The organism is Chishuiella changwenlii (assembly GCF_900142565.1).
Taxonomy (GTDB): domain Bacteria; phylum Bacteroidota; class Bacteroidia; order Flavobacteriales; family Weeksellaceae; genus Empedobacter; species Empedobacter changwenlii.
The window spans coordinates 143,845-160,163 of the sequence record NZ_FRBH01000006.1 but is presented as its reverse complement, the minus strand read 5'-3'; the positions used below and the strand labels follow the sequence as shown (position 1 = coordinate 160,163).

Below are 16,319 nucleotides of genomic sequence, written 5' to 3'. Positions count from 1 at the left end.
ACTGTAAATTGATTTTGTTTTAGGTAATATCTTGTTTCTTATTGGCACAATTTTTTTTGCAAATTTAACGGAATAAAAAAAAGCTTCCAACTTAGGAAGCTTTTTTATTATGCTACATTATTAATGTATTCTTTTTCGAGAATTTGATCGACAATTTTTTCTATTTGTTCAATCTTTTCCTTAACAAGTTCATTATCTTTTATTTGTTCTATTTCGTAAAATTTAACCAACTTGTGGATATTGTTCAATTTTGTATAGAACTTTCTCAATTTTGATTGATTAAATAACTCATTATCTTTCACATAAATAACATGTATTTTAGATTTTATATGTTGTGCAACTTCTAAAATATCTCTTCTATGTCTAGATATATCTATTGTGTGAAAAATAGATTTTAAATAATTCGACTTAGCTGTTGGTTCTTTAACCAACCATTCGCTTGTTTTTGGTGTTGAAGCAATAGGAATAATGTTCAAGACTTTTTTAGGAAATAAACATGACATCTCCCATGCAATTCCTCCTCCTAAATCTGCTCCAATAATCGCAAAAACCTCATCTATTTCTAATTCGAATAGAGTTAGCCAAAATAAAACGGCAACATCTCTTGCTGTAATTTTCTGTGTGTCTATATGTGTATATTTTATAGTATCAGAAATTCCGTTACCTGGAATATCAATACATAAAACTGTATATTCATTTAAATCGATTGCTTTATTCTTCCCCATTACTCCATCCCAATGGAATGTACAATCAGAATTTCCTTCTAATGAGTGATTAATTAATATAATTGGTGCTGTCCCCAATGGGAGTCCAAATAATTGATACGTCACCGAAATTTTTTCTAGAATAGTGTTATCTTCTAGAGGCCAAATCGGAATTTGTAATTGTTGTAAATTTTGCATGTCCTAGTTATTATGGTTAATATTTTCAGCTTAAAAAAAAACCCCATTGATATAATCAATGGGGAGTATAAATAAAATAAAAAATAATTTCTTATAAATATATAGTATCCCCGTATCTGCCGTTGCAAATCTGTTTCTTAAATGATACCATATATGAAAAATTTGAATTCATTTTTTATTTATCTATTACTCAAAATTACAAAATATTTTTCTACAAACACTTAAAAAAATCATAATTTTTCGTAAATTTTTCTAAATAAATATTTTTTATATATTTGCTAAGTATTTCGAACCGAATAACGGTACCAACCGAGAGTAGTCTCCACGGTGGTGAAAATGATACGGGAATTGATCCAAAAATAACGTACACTCCCTTTTATTTATCGAAATACAATATTTGTTTAATCATTAAATATTTATTGTATGTCACAAAACATTTCAGAATTAAATTTATCTCCAATTACAAATGAAAAATTGGTGCATTTTATTAATTACCAACTTCCTATTACGAATAAGGATTTAAAAGAACATATTATCCGCGAGTTTGATAATAGAAATCTAGATTACCGCCATTTATATAATTCTGATGTTAATGAGTTAGAGATAAAATTGCCTCTTTCATTAATTGATGGTTGTTTATTTGAGCGTAACATTCCTAAACCTCCTTTGGTTGGAAGTTTTTATTCTACAGTTAATCGATTAAAAAATTTCTTAGTCAATACAGAAGAATTAAAAGGGAAAACTTTTAAAACCTTTGATTATATTTTTGATCAACTATACTTACCTAGTAATATTATTGAAGTTGTTACAGAAGAGGATATAAATAAATTATCCAAAGACGATGTTTTTATTATCTTTAAAAATACTGTTCAACAATTTCCTAATCAAAACCTTTTAAATAAGATTGCATTAAAAAGTAAAATCATTTTAGTGGATAAAGGAAGCCGCTACCGTGGTTTAAAAAATGTTTCAATATTAGAAAATGAAGCAATAATTAAAAAATTAAGTTTAGAATAAAGACTTTAGAAATAGCATTAATGTTTTAAGATTAATGCTATTTTTTTTTACTTTTATAAAATGACTGATGACAAAAGACAATTAATTGAAGCGAGTTTTAATCGTTCCGAAACATTAAAATTTTATAATGCAACTTTAATTGAATGCGAAACAGATTTTGTATCGATTAAAATACCAAAACAACAATTAATAACAAGAAAACATGGTATGTTTAATGGTGCTATGATAGCTTCTTTAGTTGATGTTTCTTCTGGTTATTCGGCAGTCTCTCATTACGAAGACGATTGTTATGTGGTAACGGTAGAATTAAAAGTAAACTATTTAAGACCAGCAATTGGCGATTATCTTTTATCTAAATCTTATGTTATAAAAGGTGGAAAAAAGATCAGTACAATAAGAACTGAAATTTTTGCTGTAAATGAAGAATCAAAAAAAGAGACACATGCGGCAACATCTCTTGTTACCATGATGAGAATTAAATAACTTGAGCATCAATAATATTTAAGAAATTTCTTGCATTTAAGTTTATTGTGCTAGAAATTTGCTAAAAAAATAAATAATGGTAAATTTTATTCTAATTGCAGTTTGTGTAATTGCAGGAATGATTTTTAAATCTACAAAATCTATTCATCCAGATGCACATAAAGGAATTAATACATGGATATTGTATCTAGCTTTACCTGCTGTCTCGTTTAAATATTTACCAAAAGTTGAATGGTCAACGGAAATGCTTTTTCCTATTTTTTCTACCTTAATTATTGCCATTGGTAGTTTTTTCTTTATGAAATTCTATAGTAAAGCAAAAAATTATTCGGAACGTTCTCGTCGTACTTTAGAGTTAGCAAGTGGCTACAGCAATACGTCCTTTATTGGCTTTCCTTTAATTACTGCCTTTTATGGAGAAAAGTATTTAAGTATTGCAATTATTTGCGATCAAACCATGTTTTTATGTTTGTCTACTTTAGGAATAATTGCTGCATTAAAAGGTGGAGGAAATAATTCTGGTGGCATTAGTTCAAAATTTATTTTAAAACGACTATTTACCTTCCCTCCTTTTTTAGGATGTATTAGTGCATTAATCCTTTCTCAATTTATTAATTTAGATTTTGCTGAACCATTCTTTGATAAGTTAGCCGCTACAGTAGGTCCATTAGCTTTATTTTCTGTTGGATTACAATTAAAATTTAATGGTTGGAGAAAATTATGGTCTCAAATTTCTATGTCGATGGTGTATAAATTGATGATAGCTCCTACAGTTGTAATTGTATTGGCTTTAATTTTAGGAATAAAAGGTGATGTGGCAAAAATATCAGTAATAGAAGCTGCAATGCCAACATTAGTTACATCTAGTATTATAGCTGAACAATTTAAACTAAATACTAAGCTTACTAATTTAATTATTGGAATTAGCATTATCATTGGATTTTTTACCACAGCTTTTTGGTACCAAATGATTAAAATTTTTATTGAATAATTTTTAGTGGTTATGTTAAAATGTGTTGATGTGTTAATGTGTTGATGTTTTTAAGTTATTTTAATTAACTCGTTTTAGGATTATGAAGTTGTTTAAACTAATTATTCTCCTCTAAAATTTTCAATTATAATCTTGTTTTTACTTCAACATGTCATGTTAATTTATATGACAAAACTATATATTATGTAATGATAAATTTAGTTTAAGTCAAGTATGTCATCCTGAACTCGTTTCAGGATCTCATTTCGCTATAAATCATTGAGAAACTGAATTATTTTCAACAAGTTCAAAATGACACTCTGAATTACAAAACATAATCACTTTAAAACATACAAACTCTTAAAATCTAACAACTATTTTAATAATTCATTTATAAATAATAAGGTATGATTCCAAGCTCTATCTGCCATAATTTTATTATAATCTGGTGATTCTGGATTTGTAAAAGTATGTTTAGAATTCGCATACGTAATTATTTGCCAATCTGTATTTCCATTATCCATTTCTGTAATTAAGTTTGTAATATCTTCTGGTTTTACAGATTCATCTTTTGCTGGATGCTCAACTAAAACCTTTGTTTTTAAAGGAATATTCTCTCTACTTTTATCTTTCGCTAAACCTCCATGAATAGAAATAACTCCTTTAACTGGAAATTGAGCTCGGGCTGTTTCTAATGCTCCAGTTCCTCCAAAGCAATATCCAATAACAACAATTTTATTTGGATCTACACCAGACTTTATTAATTCTTTTAAAGCGGCATTAATTCTTTGTTGGTAAGCTTTGTAATCTGCCTTATATTTTCCAGCTATTTTTGCTGCTGAAGCATTATCTGTAGGTATATTTCCTTCTCCATATATATCTGCAATAAATGCAACGTAACCTTCTTTTGCTAAATCTTGCGCTGCTTGTTTTGCCTCATTATCAATTCCTTTCCAAGCTGGTAGAATTAATACAGCTGGCTGATTCTTCTTTGCATTTTCTGTAATTAGTCCATTCAATTTCTGAGAACCATCTTGATATACAACTTGTTTTAAATTTTGAGCATTTAAATTCGTCATAAGTAATAAAATTAGAATTAAACTTTTTACAATATTTTTCATCATGTGTATGTTTTAGTGTTAATTAATTTATTTATTTTTAAACAGACTCTAATTTAAAAATAAGTAATTTTATACACACATTACGCTTATAAAGTTTAACATTTTTTAATATCAAAAACATGGAATTAATTACATTAAAAGTTTTCGACTCTTCTGTAGAGGCTCATATTCTGCGATCTAAATTAGAGAGTGAAGATATAGATGCTTTTGTTTTTGATGAACATTCTATTTCAATGAATCCTCTTTTTACACAAGCACTAGGAGGTATTAGATTAAAAATTAGAAAAGAAGATCATGAAAAAGCTTTATCTATTTTAAAAGAGATTGATGAAACAAATTATACCAATGATTTAAACGAGGTGATAGTTTGCCCTAAATGTGGAAGTAATGAATATTACAGCAATTTTAAATCTATGAAAGGTGGAAAAGGATTATTATCTATTTTATCTGCTTTTATCTTTTGGGTTTATCCTATTTATTATAAAACAGTTTATAAATGTAAAAAATGTAACGAAGAGTTTACGGCAGAATAACGGTTTTGAGTTAGAGGTTAGAGGTTAGAGGTTAGAGGTTAGAGGTAAAACTACGAATCTCGAATAACCAATTTCTAACTACGAATAACCAATTTCGAATTCATCGTTGAATACAAAATAAAAAAGAGTAACAGTTAACTGTTACTCTTTTTTATAATATATATATTTTCTACTACTAAATTGACCAACGTAATAAACTTGCTCCCCAAGAGAAACCAGCTCCAAACGCTGTTAACATTAATAAGTCTCCTTTTTTAAATTTTGAAACATTTTCCCACATACATAATGGAATTGTAGCAGCAATTGTGTTTCCGTAATGTTCGATATTTACCAAAGTTTTACCTTCTTCAATTCCTATTTCATTACCAACAGCATCTATAATTCGCTTATTTGCTTGATGTGGAATTAACCAATCTACTTGTTCAATAGAAAAATCATTTTGTTTTAAAACATTTAAACAAGTTTCGCTCATAGCTTGAATAGCATTTTTAAATACAATTCTTCCGTCTTGTTTAATGTAATGTTTTTCATCAATTGGTAAATCAGCACTTGCTGGATATAAAGAACCTCCTGCTTCTATATTTAAAAAGTCTTTTCCAGAACCATTGCTTTGTAATAAAGCATCTAAAATACCTTCTTCTTTTGTTGGTTCTAACCAAACAACTCCTGCTCCATCTCCAAATAAAATATTCGTAGAACGATCATTTATATCAACATAAGCACTTATTTTATCAGCTCCAATAACCAATACATTTTTATAACGGTTACTCTCAACTAAAGAAGCTCCCATATCTAATGCATATAAAAATCCAGAACAAGCAGCATTCATATCAAATGCCCATACATTATCTATTCCTAATTTTTCGCAAATAATATTAGCTGTTGCTGGCATTAACATATCTGGTGTTGATGTAGCAACTATTAAAGCATCAATATCACTTAATTTTTTTTGATAAGTATCTACCAAATTTTGAATTGCTCGAACTGCCATATCAGAAGTAGCTAAACCATCTTCTAAAATACGACGTTCTTTAATTCCAGTTCTTTTTACAATCCATTCATCAGAAGTATCAGTAATCTTTTCTAAATCTTGGTTTGTTCGTTTATTTTCTGGCACATATCCTCCAATAGCAGAAATTTGTGCGTATATTCTCTTTGCAAAATTATTTCCCATAACACTTGATAATCAAACTAAAACACAGCATCTTACAAAAAAGACGCATCCTATTTAATTTGAAGCACAAATATCTGTTCATTTTTTATAAATACGTTAGGTAAAATAACGTAATAACTTGTCAAAAAGACTTATAAATTATAAATAAATAAAAATCGCTTATTTGTATTAATTCTAATTACCAGTAATAAAATTGGTTGGAGAAATACCAGCGTAATTCTTAAAAAATTTACTAAAAACAGAAGAATCAACAAAGTTTAAATCTGTTACAACATCAGATACACTATAATTAGGGTTTTTAAGTAATACCTTAGCTTCTAAAACTATCGTTTCAGAAATAATTTGCTTAGGAGATTTATTAAAGACTTCAACTATTATTTTCGTTAAATGTTTTCTACTAATAAACATTTCATCTGCATAGAACTGTACATTGCGTTCTCGCTTAAAATGTGTAGAGACTAAATATAAAAATTTCTTGGCTAATTCTTCTTTCCTTACCTCTTTTTTAGTGCTTTTAGCTTTTACTACTCTATTGTAAAAATCTCCCATTTCATACATCAAAACGGAGAAATGATGTAAAACTAAATCTTTAGAAAAGATATTATCATTCTTTACAAGATACTTACTAATCTTTGTAAGATTATAACGTAAATCGCGTACAATTTTTTTATCTAATGAAATGATTTTAGGATATTTAGAAGACAAGAATTCTACAAGAGTATTCGACTTAACATGAAAACCAGCTTCTATAATCAACTCAGAATCAATAAAAATAGCTTTTACAGAGAAATCATCCGAATGTTTTATTATTTCAAATAATTGACCTGGCAATACAACAATTATATCATCTCGTTTTACTAAAGTGAGTTCTAAATTAACTGTAATTTCACAAGTTCCAGCTGTAATTAAAATTAAGCCCAAAGATGTAAACTTGTAAGGTTTTCGCTTTACAAAATAATAACTATTTTCTGGGCCTACATCAAAAATGGCTAACCTTCTATCTGTCACCTCCTCTCTGTATGTTCTTAATATATTATCGATAGAATATAGTTGAATATAGTCTGCCATTTTTATGTCTTTTTTACAATTACAATAATATAATATTTTGTTAACAATAAAAATTTAAAATACGTCTTTTTTACAAAAATAAACGCCTTTTATATGATTATTAATACCCTTTTTCTAAAGAAACCTCATTCGTTAAACCGGCTTTTTGTTTCATTTTGTAGTAGTTATCTTCAATCTGTAACAACACAGAAGAAGTATTGGTTATACTTGCTACATGAGGCGTCATAAACACCTTATCATTTTCCCAAAAAGGATGATCGACTGGTAACGGCTCTTCATTAAACACATCTAGATAAGCTTCTTTTATTTGATTAGATTGTAAAGCATCAATTAAATCTTCGTCAACTAAGTGCGCACCTCTACCAACATTAATTAAAACAGTATTTGCTGAAAATTCATCAAACAAGTTTTTATTTAAAATACCTTTCGTTTCATTTGTTAATGGTAGAATATTCACAATAAAATCTGTACCGTTTACAGCTTCAGCTAATTCTAATTCTCCAGAAAAAGATTTTACTCCTTCTATTTGTTTCTCAGAATTAGACCATCCTTTTACTTTAAATCCAAGATTAACAAATTTTTCAGCAACAAATTGTCCTATTTTACCTAATCCTAAAACTGTTATGGTTACATCTTTTATTGATTGATAATTAACAGGTTTCCACTCTTTGTTTTCTTGACTTTTAGAATATTTATACATATTCTTCATCGAAATCATAACGCAAGCCAAAACATGTTCAAACATATCTTGTTTTAATTCTTCATCAACAATTCGTGTAACTTTTACGTGTTCCGGTAATTTTGTGTGCAATAAATGATCTATTCCTGCGCCAGCAGACTGAATAACTTTTGCATTAGGAAACTCGTTAATATATCCCTTGTGAGGTTTCCAAGCTATAATAAACTCAACATCTTCTGGATTAGAAATTTCTGGATAAACCTCAACTTTTGTATTTGTTAACTGAGCAGATAATTTCTCTTGCCAGTCTTCTATTTTTCTATTATTAAAAATAATTGCTATACTCATAAAACCTACATTTATAACAAATTTAATAAACTTCAATTCAAAATAGACGATTTGTCATATTTCTTACGTTTGGATTAACTTTTGACTATAATATAAAAGTCTATTTGTGCTTTTAAATTAAAATTATTACTGAATTAAGATTATTTTCGAGAGTAATAAAAGCAAAATAGGATATAAAATTTTTAATTAAAAAATACAACATAAATGAACAATCCATTATTAGAAAAATTTGACACTCCTTTTGAAAGTGCTCCATTTACTAAAATAAAGAATGAACATTATAAACCTGCTTTTGAAGAAGCAATTGAATTAGCAAAAAAAGAAATTGATGAAATAACAAATAATCCTGAAAATCCAACTTTTGAAAATACAATTGAGGCGATGGAACTTTCTGGAGAAAAATTAGGACAAATTTCTTCTATTTTCTTCAATTTGAATTCAGCAGAGACAAACGACGAAATGCAGAAAATTGCACAAGAAGTTTCTCCTTCATTATCTGAATTTGGAAATGATGTACGATTAAATGAAAAATTATTTGAACGTGTAAAAGCTGTTTATGAGCAAAAAGATTCTTTTAATCTTACTGATGAACAAGCTTATTTATTAGAAAAAAAATACAAAGGTTTTTCTAGAAATGGAGCTAATTTAAATAATGAAGACAAAGAAAAATTAAGAGATATTGATAAACAACTCTCTATGCTTTCTTTACAATTTGGACAAAATGTATTAGCCGAAACAAATAATTTTCAATTAGTTATTACAGATGAAAAAGATTTAAAAGGTTTACCAGATTATGCTATAGAACAAGCAAAAGCAGATGCAGAAGAAAAAAATATAACGGGTTGGGTAATTACTTTACAAGCGCCAAGCTTTATTCCGTTTATGCAATATGCTGAAAATAGAGAATTGAGAGAAAAACTATTTAAAGCTAATGGTTTAAAAGCTTATCAAGATAATGAATATAACAATGAGGAAAATGTAAAAAAAATTGTAGCACTTCGTCATCAACGTGCTCAAATATTAGGTTATTTTACACATGCAGATTATATTTTAGAAGAACGAATGGCTAAAACACCAAAAACTGTTCTTGATTTTTTAAATGATTTATTAGCGAAAGCAAAACCTTTTGCTGAAAAAGAAATTGAAGAATTATCTAAATTCGCAAAAGAAATAGATCATATCGATGTTTTACAACGTTGGGATCATGCTTATTATGCTGAAAAACTAAAACAGAAAAAATTTAGTCTTTCTGAAGAAGAATTAAAACCATATTTCCAATTAGAAAATGTTACACAAGGTGCATTTGATGTCGCAACAAAATTATTTGGAATTACTTTTAAAGAAATTAATACGATTGATAAGTACAACGATGAAGTAACAACTTATGAGGTTTTAGATAAACATGGTAATTTCTTAAGTTTATTATATGCAGATTTCTTTCCTAGATCAGGAAAACGACCTGGTGCTTGGATGACAAGTTTTCGTGAAGCATCTAATATAAATGGAAACAGTAAACGACCACATATTTCTATTGTATGTAATTTTACAAAGCCTACAAAAGATACACCTTCATTACTAACTTTTCAGGAAGTAACAACATTATTTCATGAATTTGGACATGCATTACACGGAATGTTACCGAATACAGTTTACGAAAGTTTAGCAGGAACAAATGTTTATTGGGATTTTGTTGAATTACCATCTCAATTTTTTGAAAACTATTGTTACGAGCCAGAAGCTTTAAAGCTTTTTGCAAAACATTATAAAACAGGAGAAATCATTCCGCAAGAATTAATTGAAAAAGTGAAAGCTTCTGCAAGTTTTATGGAAGGTTTCCAAACACTTCGTCAATTAAGTTTTGGATTATTGGATATGTCATATCATGGAAATAACGACAATAACTTAGATAACTTACAAGTATTTGAAAAAGATATTTTTAAACAGACGGATTTATATCCTGAAGTTGAGAATAGTATGATGAGTACTTCGTTTTCACATATCTTTCAAGGTGGATATTCGTCAGGATATTATTCTTACAAATGGGCTGAAGTATTAGATGCTGATGCATTTGCTTTCTTTCAAGAAACTGGAATTTTTAATCCAGAAACTGCTCAGAAATTCTATAAATTACTTTCATCTGGTGGAACAATAGAACCAATGAAATTATATGAAGAGTTTAGAGGAAATAAACCAACTCCCGATGCTCTTCTGAAACGTGCAGGATTAGCAAATTAAAATATAAAAACGCCAAAGCTTTATAGCTTTGGCGTTTTTAAGTATTGAGTTTTGAGTTATAGGTCTTTAAAGCACAACTTAATACTTAATACTTAATACTTAATACTTAATACTTAATACTTAATACTTAATACTTAATACTTAATACTTAATACTTAATACTTAATACTTAATTAAAAAAGCTTAACCAGTATTCTAACACTAAAAAGTATAACCAAGAATGCAACAGCTAAAATTGCTACTTTTTGAGGAATTTTACCTGCCAGTTTCGCAGCAAAAGGAGCGGCAATTCCTCCTCCAATAATTAATCCTGCAATTATAAAACCATGACTAACACCTAATGCTGCGAAAAATGTTAAAGAAGCAGCTAACGTCACAAAAAACTCTGCTAAACTTACTGTTCCAACAACTAAACTAGATTTTTTTCCTTTAGATAACAAAGTTGATGTAACAACTGGTCCCCAGCCACCACCACCAAAAGCGTCTAAAAATCCACCCGAAAAACCTAGTAAACCTACTCCTTTTAATTTCTTTCTCTCAATCTTTTTTTGGAAAGCTAAAATGATTAATCGAATTCCAATTATTAAAGTATAACTCGCTAAAATACCATACGTTATTGTCTCGTATTCATTCCCTAAATAAACCAATAATAAAGAACCTGAAACAGCTCCAATAACACCAGGAATAGCTAAGGCTAAAAGTAATTTTTTATTTACATTCCCAAATCGATAATGTGAAAAACCACTTATCCCACTCGAAAACATTTCGGCTGTATGAATACTTCCACTAATAGATGGTAAATTGACACCAAACAGCATCATACTTGTGGAACATGTAATTCCATATCCTAATCCTACTGCGCCATCGACTAATTGAGCAAAAAATCCAACAGCCAACATAATGTAAAAAATTGTTGGAATATTATAAACAAATGATTTTGCATCTGAAAAACTAAGTACCGATGATAAAGCATATCCTATAAATAATGCAAAGAAAACTAATGTAATGTCAAAAACTAATCGCTTGTAATTTTTAGTTGATTTCTTTTTATCAAAAACAGAAGTTAAACTATTTAAATGCGCTAATTTCTGAGAAAAATCTCCTTTATGATTGTTTCGTATTTTATTTAGCTCTTCTATATTATTGTCTATCTCATCTGGTATTACATCTACAAAATATTCTCTTAATCTTTTTGCAATTATAGGAGATTTTCCATTTGTTGAAATCGCAATCTTTAAATGTCCTTTATTAACGATAGAACCTAAATAAAAATCACATAAATCTGGTTGATCAGCAGCATTTACTAAAATACTTTTAGCATTTGCTTCTTGTTTTACTTCTTTAGATGTTGCAGTATTATCTGTGGCTACAATTACCAAATCGACATCTTCTAAATCTTGTTTTTCAAAAGATTTTTGTTGAACATTGATATGAGGATATTTTTCTAACACCTCTTGTAACTCTGGTTTAATATCTTTTGCAACTATTTTAAGATGAGTTTTTGGGTTTTGATTAATTAAAGTTGTCACCTTTTCTAATCCCACATTTCCTCCTCCAACTACTAGAAAACGTAAATGTTCAGTTTTCAGAAATATTGGGAACAAATTGTTCTTCATAATTTTTTATTTTATTAGTTATATGAGAATAGTTTTCTGTTCGTGAAATCACCAAATGTTTCGTTTAAGTTTCTCTCTTTCGTATAGACTTCAAAAATCTTATCTAATTCATTTAAAATTTCTATTTCATTTACCTTTTCCTTGTATATTTTATTCAGTCTTGTTCCGTATCGATCTCCTCCAAGCATTAAGTTATAATGACCAGAAGAAGTACCCACAAATCCTATTTCGGCAACATAAGATCTTCCACAACCATTCGGACAACCAGTCATTCTAATTACAATATCCTCTTCAATTAACTGATGTTTTAAAAGCAAAGGCTCTATTTTTGTAACTAATTCTGGTAAGTATCGTTGCGCTTCTGCTAATGCCAAAGGACAAGTAGGAAGAGCCACACACGCCATAGAGTTTTTTCTGAGCTCGCTTAAATCTTTATGAATAGAGAATTTTTCCATTAATTCTTCTACTTTCACCTTGTCATCCGTAGCTATTTCACCTAGCAATAGATTTTGATTTGCAGTGAAAATAAAATTGCTCAACTTCAATTTTGCTAATTCGTATAAAAATTCTTTCTGATTTGGTTTCACCACTCCATTTTCTACAAATAAAGTATAATACCAGACATCTTTAGAAACCTCTTGCCATTCGAAAATATCTGAACGCTCTGTAAACGTATATGGTTTAGGTTGTTCAAGTTTAAAACCAATTCGTTTTTCTAATTCTTCTTTAAATCCATCAACAGATAATTTATCGACTGTGTATTTTAAACGAGCTAATTTTCTATCTCCTCTATTACCAAAATCACGCTGAATAGTTAATACTTCGTAAGCAACTTTAAGTACTTTTTCTTCTGAATCTACAAAACCAATCTCTGTTGCTAATCTAGAATATGTATTAGGATTACCAAAAGTTGACGATAAGCCTCCACCTACAGCAATATTAAAACCTTTTAATTCTTCATTTTCTACAATAGCAATTAAACCCAAATCGTTTGCAAATACATCTACATCATTCGTTGGCGGAATTGCTACAGCTATTTTAAATTTTCTAGGTAAATAACGATCCTCGTACAAATCGTCTTTTTCTGTTTCTCTTTCGTAAATTTTATCTCCATCTACAAAAATTTCATAATATGCTTTTGTTTTTGGAAGTAGATGTTTTGATAATTTATCAGCATAAGCATGTATTTCTGCATGAATAGGTGAAACTAACGGATGCGAACTTACAATTACGTTTCTATTAACGTCTCCACAAGCGGCTATAGAATCTAATTTTGCTTGATCGAATGCTTTTAATGTTGGTCTCAACTCATGTTTAAGTACTCCGTGTAACTGAATCGTTTGACGAGTGGTAATTTTTAAAACCCCAGTTCCGTATTCTTCCGAAACTTCATGAATTTTAAGCCATTTGTCAGCATCAATAATTCCTCCAGGAATACGTAAACGAATCATGAAAGAATATAATCTATCCAATTTTTTGTTGGCTCTTTCTTCTCTTCTATCACGATCATCTTGCACATACATTCCATGAAATTTCACCAATGCTTCATCGTCTGATCTTACATTTCCTGTATGATTATCTAATTCTATACTTTCTTTTAATGTTCCACGTAAACCGTGACTTTTTATTTTTATACCTTCAATAGGTGATTGTTTCTCTTTGCTCATTTTACTTACTTTTTAATAGACATCTTTTTGATAGCGACCAGATTGCTCTAACTCTTCTAAATAATTTTCTGCTGCGATTTGATCTATTTCTAATTCTTTTGAAATAATCTTAATCAACGCTTTTTCTACATCTAAACTCATGTTATTTCTTTGTCCACAGATGTATAAATAAGCACCATCGTTTAGCCATTTAAAAAGTTCTTTTCCTTGTTCTTGTATTCTATCTTGAACATAAATCTTTTGTTTTTGATCTCTCGAAAAAGCAGTGTCTAATTTTGTTAAAACACCAGTTGAAAGCCATTCCTGAATTTCTGTTTGGTAATAGAAATCTGAAACAAAGTGTTGTTCACCAAAAAACAACCAGTTTTTTCCATCTCCACCACTTGCATCTCTATGAGACAAGAAACTACGAAATGGTGCAATTCCAGTTCCTGGACCTATCATAATAACTGATTGATCTTCTGCTGGTAATTTGAAGTTTTTATTTTTATGAATGTAAAAATCAATTTCTTTGTTTTCTTCAAAATCTGCTATGTAAGAAGAACACAATCCTTTTTTATGTTTATCATCTACAAAAAAAGTATGAAGATTTACTGTAAGATGAATTTCGTTATCGTGTGCTTCATTAGAAGATGAAATTGAATATAAACGAGGTGGATTCGGATGAAGAATATCTAATAAAATATCGAATGTTAAAGAAGACTCTTCAGAATAATATTTCACAAATAAATCGATTAAATCTATTTTTGTTTCAGCAATCTCAACATTTAAATAAGTAGACAATTGGTCTAAAATTTTCTTAGATAAAACGCTAATATTTTTATTTTCGAGCTCTACTGAACGAGATTCAGCATTTAAAAATTGAGCAATAGTTGAAACCTCTTCTAAATTATTCTTCGGATAAATTCCTAAAGCATCTCCTGGTTCATAATCTACTTTTTCATCTACTTCTATCTCTACATGATAAGTTTCTTTATTAGAACCTCTATCATTTAAAATAACTTTGTGTTTTACTCTTCCCTGAAATGATTTCTTCTGTGCAGTTTTCCCCGTCGTTTTTGGTAATTCTGTTTGAGTTACAGAAGAATTTGATTGAATAATTTTAAGTACATTATTAAACCAATCTTCTGCTGTTTCTTGAAAATCTACATCAGACTTTACTAGATTTAAAACACGACTTGCTCCTAATTTTTCAAATAATTGATCTATATCTTCTCCAGATTTACAAAAAAATGGATAAGATGTATCGCCAAGTCCAAAAACAGCAAACTGGGTTTTTGTAAGTTTTATATCTAAATTAGAAAGGTTTTCGTAAAATTTTTGTGCATTTTCAGGTAAATCTCCATCGCCTTGTGTGCTAAAAATTAGAATTAAAAATTCTTCTTTTTCAATTTTATCTAATGGATATTGAAAAGCATCAATCGCCTTAGATTGTATTTTATTTTTCTTAAAAATACCATTTAATTGGTTGGCTAATTTCTTCGCATTACCTGTTTCTGTTCCATAAATAATAGTTGGTTTTATATTGCTTATAGTAGGTATTTCTTTTGGTTGTTCTTCTTGCGTTCTATTTAATAATCCCGTCAAATAACCATTTGTCCAAATTATTTCGTCTCTAGAAAACTCTTTTACAAGATCCTGAACTAAGTTTAATTTATCATTAGCTAGCATACGACTCTGTATTTATATTATGATTATCAAAATATGATGTAGAAGAATCTTGCTCCTTTATCCAAGAAAATGTTTCGTGTAAATTGGCTACATAGCCAACAATTATTAATGTTGGAACATAATCAAAAGAAGGAAAATCTACACTGTCAATATTTTTTAATTCAATAATCTTTGTTTGTTGATTAGGTGTAGTTGCTTGTTGTATAACTGCTATACTTTTATCTGTATTAATTCCATTTGAAATTAATTGATTAACCAAAGTTTTTAAACGTTGACCACTCATGTAAAAAACTAAAGTATCTAATGTTGAAGCCCAATCTATCCATTGTTTTGATTCAATATTCTTTAAATCATACAATGTAAGTAAGCGTAAACCTCTCGAATAATTTCTTGCAGTTAATGGTATTCCAGAATAAGCTGCAGCGCCAAAAGCTGCAGAAATACCTGGAATAATTTCGTACATAATACGATGTTCTTTTAATATCTGTAATTCATCTAAAATATTAGAGAAAAGCGAAGCATCTCCACCTTTAAGGCGAAGAACTAATTTTCCTTCCGAAGCAAACTCCACCATCAATTCATTTATTTTTTCTTGAGGTGTATGTATTCCTTTAGAACATTGTTTACCAACATAAATAACAAGTGCTTTTTTAGATGCATATTCATCTATTAAAACAGGTGATACCAAGCGATCTGTAAGAATTACATCTGCTTTTTTTAGATAATTTAATGTTTTTAAAGTTACCAATTCAGGATCTCCAGGACCTGCTCCGGCAAGTATTACTTTTCCTATTATTCTTGACATTTTTTTAGATATTTAGTAGTTAGGTTTAAT

General features: G+C 28.9%; 14 protein-coding genes and 1 riboswitch. Of the genes, 5 read left to right on the top strand and 9 right to left on the bottom strand.

What is annotated here, in order from left to right; translation table 11 throughout:
- Positions 1 to 107 precede the first annotated feature (107 nt).
- The gene (locus BUA86_RS08545) at positions 108 to 902 is read right to left on the bottom strand and encodes an alpha/beta fold hydrolase (RefSeq protein ID WP_072931739.1); all 795 of its coding nucleotides are present in this window, start codon (positions 900 to 902) and stop codon (positions 108 to 110) included.
- Positions 903 to 1,179: 277 nt separating this feature from the next.
- A riboswitch (SAM-I-IV-variant riboswitch) is annotated at positions 1,180 to 1,273 on the top strand.
- A 52-nt stretch (positions 1,274 to 1,325) separates the two neighbouring features.
- Here BUA86_RS08545 and BUA86_RS08540 point away from each other — a divergent pair.
- The 3 genes from BUA86_RS08540 (at position 1,326) to BUA86_RS08530 (ending at position 3,393) form a co-directional block, all read left to right on the top strand.
- The gene (locus tag BUA86_RS08540) at positions 1,326 to 1,919 is read left to right on the top strand and encodes a hypothetical protein (RefSeq protein ID WP_072931738.1); all 594 of its coding nucleotides are present in this window, start codon (positions 1,326 to 1,328) and stop codon (positions 1,917 to 1,919) included.
- 60 nt (positions 1,920 to 1,979) lie between these two features.
- A complete protein-coding gene (locus tag BUA86_RS08535) occupies positions 1,980 to 2,402 on the top strand; it encodes a PaaI family thioesterase (protein WP_072931737.1) in 423 nt (140 codons plus the stop codon).
- A gap of 76 nt (positions 2,403 to 2,478) precedes the next feature.
- Entirely contained in the window at positions 2,479 to 3,393 is a 915-nt protein-coding gene (locus tag BUA86_RS08530) for an AEC family transporter (protein ID WP_072931736.1), read from the top strand.
- Between the two features lie 353 nt (positions 3,394 to 3,746).
- On the opposite strand, the gene BUA86_RS08525 is transcribed toward BUA86_RS08530, so the two are convergent.
- Complete coding sequence (locus BUA86_RS08525; protein ID WP_072931734.1) at positions 3,747 to 4,493, bottom strand: dienelactone hydrolase family protein; 747 nt, start codon at positions 4,491 to 4,493, stop codon at positions 3,747 to 3,749.
- 119 nt (positions 4,494 to 4,612) lie between these two features.
- On the opposite strand from BUA86_RS08525, the gene BUA86_RS08520 reads away from it, so the two are divergent.
- Positions 4,613 to 5,026, top strand: a complete 414-nt coding sequence (locus BUA86_RS08520; protein WP_072931732.1) for a putative signal transducing protein — start codon at positions 4,613 to 4,615, stop codon at positions 5,024 to 5,026.
- Positions 5,027 to 5,201: 175 nt separating this feature from the next.
- Here the strand turns inward: BUA86_RS08520 and BUA86_RS08515 are convergent, their stop codons facing one another.
- The 3 genes from BUA86_RS08515 to BUA86_RS08505 form a co-directional block, all read right to left on the bottom strand.
- On the bottom strand, positions 5,202 to 6,200 hold the full coding sequence (locus BUA86_RS08515) for a beta-ketoacyl-ACP synthase III (RefSeq protein WP_072931730.1): 999 nt from the start codon (positions 6,198 to 6,200) through the stop codon (positions 5,202 to 5,204).
- A 174-nt stretch (positions 6,201 to 6,374) separates the two neighbouring features.
- On the bottom strand, positions 6,375 to 7,268 hold the full coding sequence (locus BUA86_RS08510) for a helix-turn-helix domain-containing protein (RefSeq protein WP_072931728.1): 894 nt from the start codon (positions 7,266 to 7,268) through the stop codon (positions 6,375 to 6,377).
- A 100-nt stretch (positions 7,269 to 7,368) separates the two neighbouring features.
- The gene (locus BUA86_RS08505; RefSeq protein WP_072931726.1) at positions 7,369 to 8,295 is read right to left on the bottom strand and encodes a 2-hydroxyacid dehydrogenase; all 927 of its coding nucleotides are present in this window, start codon (positions 8,293 to 8,295) and stop codon (positions 7,369 to 7,371) included.
- Between the two features lie 204 nt (positions 8,296 to 8,499).
- On the opposite strand from BUA86_RS08505, the gene BUA86_RS08500 reads away from it, so the two are divergent.
- Positions 8,500 to 10,530: a M3 family metallopeptidase gene (locus tag BUA86_RS08500; RefSeq protein ID WP_072931724.1), complete on the top strand. Its 2,031-nt coding sequence runs from the start codon at positions 8,500 to 8,502 to the stop codon at positions 10,528 to 10,530.
- 173 nt (positions 10,531 to 10,703) lie between these two features.
- On the opposite strand, the gene BUA86_RS08495 is transcribed toward BUA86_RS08500, so the two are convergent.
- The 4 genes from BUA86_RS08495 to cobA are packed head-to-tail and all read right to left on the bottom strand — an operon-like array spanning position 10,704 to position 16,289.
- Positions 10,704 to 12,146, bottom strand: a complete 1,443-nt coding sequence (locus BUA86_RS08495) for a TSUP family transporter (RefSeq protein ID WP_072931722.1) — start codon at positions 12,144 to 12,146, stop codon at positions 10,704 to 10,706.
- A 14-nt stretch (positions 12,147 to 12,160) separates the two neighbouring features.
- Entirely contained in the window at positions 12,161 to 13,813 is a 1,653-nt protein-coding gene (locus tag BUA86_RS08490) for an NADPH-dependent assimilatory sulfite reductase hemoprotein subunit (protein ID WP_072931720.1), read from the bottom strand.
- A 12-nt stretch (positions 13,814 to 13,825) separates the two neighbouring features.
- Positions 13,826 to 15,484 (bottom strand): diflavin oxidoreductase, encoded by a 1,659-nt coding sequence (locus BUA86_RS08485; RefSeq protein ID WP_072931718.1) that lies wholly within the window; start codon positions 15,482 to 15,484, stop codon positions 13,826 to 13,828.
- Entirely contained in the window at positions 15,474 to 16,289 is an 816-nt protein-coding gene (cobA, locus tag BUA86_RS08480; protein WP_072931716.1) for a uroporphyrinogen-III C-methyltransferase, read from the bottom strand. The genes BUA86_RS08485 and cobA overlap by 11 nt, the downstream gene beginning before the upstream one ends.
- Between the last annotated feature and the right edge of the window lie 30 nt (positions 16,290 to 16,319).

Excerpts from the sequence above, each read along its gene's own strand:
- BUA86_RS08530 (WP_072931736.1), top strand. The coding sequence starts at position 2,479 with ATGGTAAATTTTATTCTAATTGCAGTTTGTGTAATTGCAGGAATGATT.
- BUA86_RS08490 (WP_072931720.1), bottom strand. The coding sequence starts at position 13,813 with ATGAGCAAAGAGAAACAATCACCTATTGAAGGTATAAAAATAAAAAGT.
- BUA86_RS08540 (WP_072931738.1), top strand. The coding sequence starts at position 1,326 with ATGTCACAAAACATTTCAGAATTAAATTTATCTCCAATTACAAATGAA.
- BUA86_RS08510 (WP_072931728.1), bottom strand. The coding sequence starts at position 7,268 with ATGGCAGACTATATTCAACTATATTCTATCGATAATATATTAAGAACA.
- BUA86_RS08515 (WP_072931730.1), bottom strand. The coding sequence starts at position 6,200 with ATGGGAAATAATTTTGCAAAGAGAATATACGCACAAATTTCTGCTATT.
- BUA86_RS08485 (WP_072931718.1), bottom strand. The coding sequence starts at position 15,484 with ATGCTAGCTAATGATAAATTAAACTTAGTTCAGGATCTTGTAAAAGAG.
- BUA86_RS08500 (WP_072931724.1), top strand. The coding sequence starts at position 8,500 with ATGAACAATCCATTATTAGAAAAATTTGACACTCCTTTTGAAAGTGCT.
- BUA86_RS08545 (WP_072931739.1), bottom strand. The coding sequence starts at position 902 with ATGCAAAATTTACAACAATTACAAATTCCGATTTGGCCTCTAGAAGAT.
- BUA86_RS08535 (WP_072931737.1), top strand. The coding sequence starts at position 1,980 with ATGACTGATGACAAAAGACAATTAATTGAAGCGAGTTTTAATCGTTCC.
- BUA86_RS08505 (WP_072931726.1), bottom strand. The coding sequence starts at position 8,295 with ATGAGTATAGCAATTATTTTTAATAATAGAAAAATAGAAGACTGGCAA.
- BUA86_RS08495 (WP_072931722.1), bottom strand. The coding sequence starts at position 12,146 with ATGAAGAACAATTTGTTCCCAATATTTCTGAAAACTGAACATTTACGT.
- BUA86_RS08520 (WP_072931732.1), top strand. The coding sequence starts at position 4,613 with ATGGAATTAATTACATTAAAAGTTTTCGACTCTTCTGTAGAGGCTCAT.
- cobA (WP_072931716.1), bottom strand. The coding sequence starts at position 16,289 with ATGTCAAGAATAATAGGAAAAGTAATACTTGCCGGAGCAGGTCCTGGA.
- BUA86_RS08525 (WP_072931734.1), bottom strand. The coding sequence starts at position 4,493 with ATGAAAAATATTGTAAAAAGTTTAATTCTAATTTTATTACTTATGACG.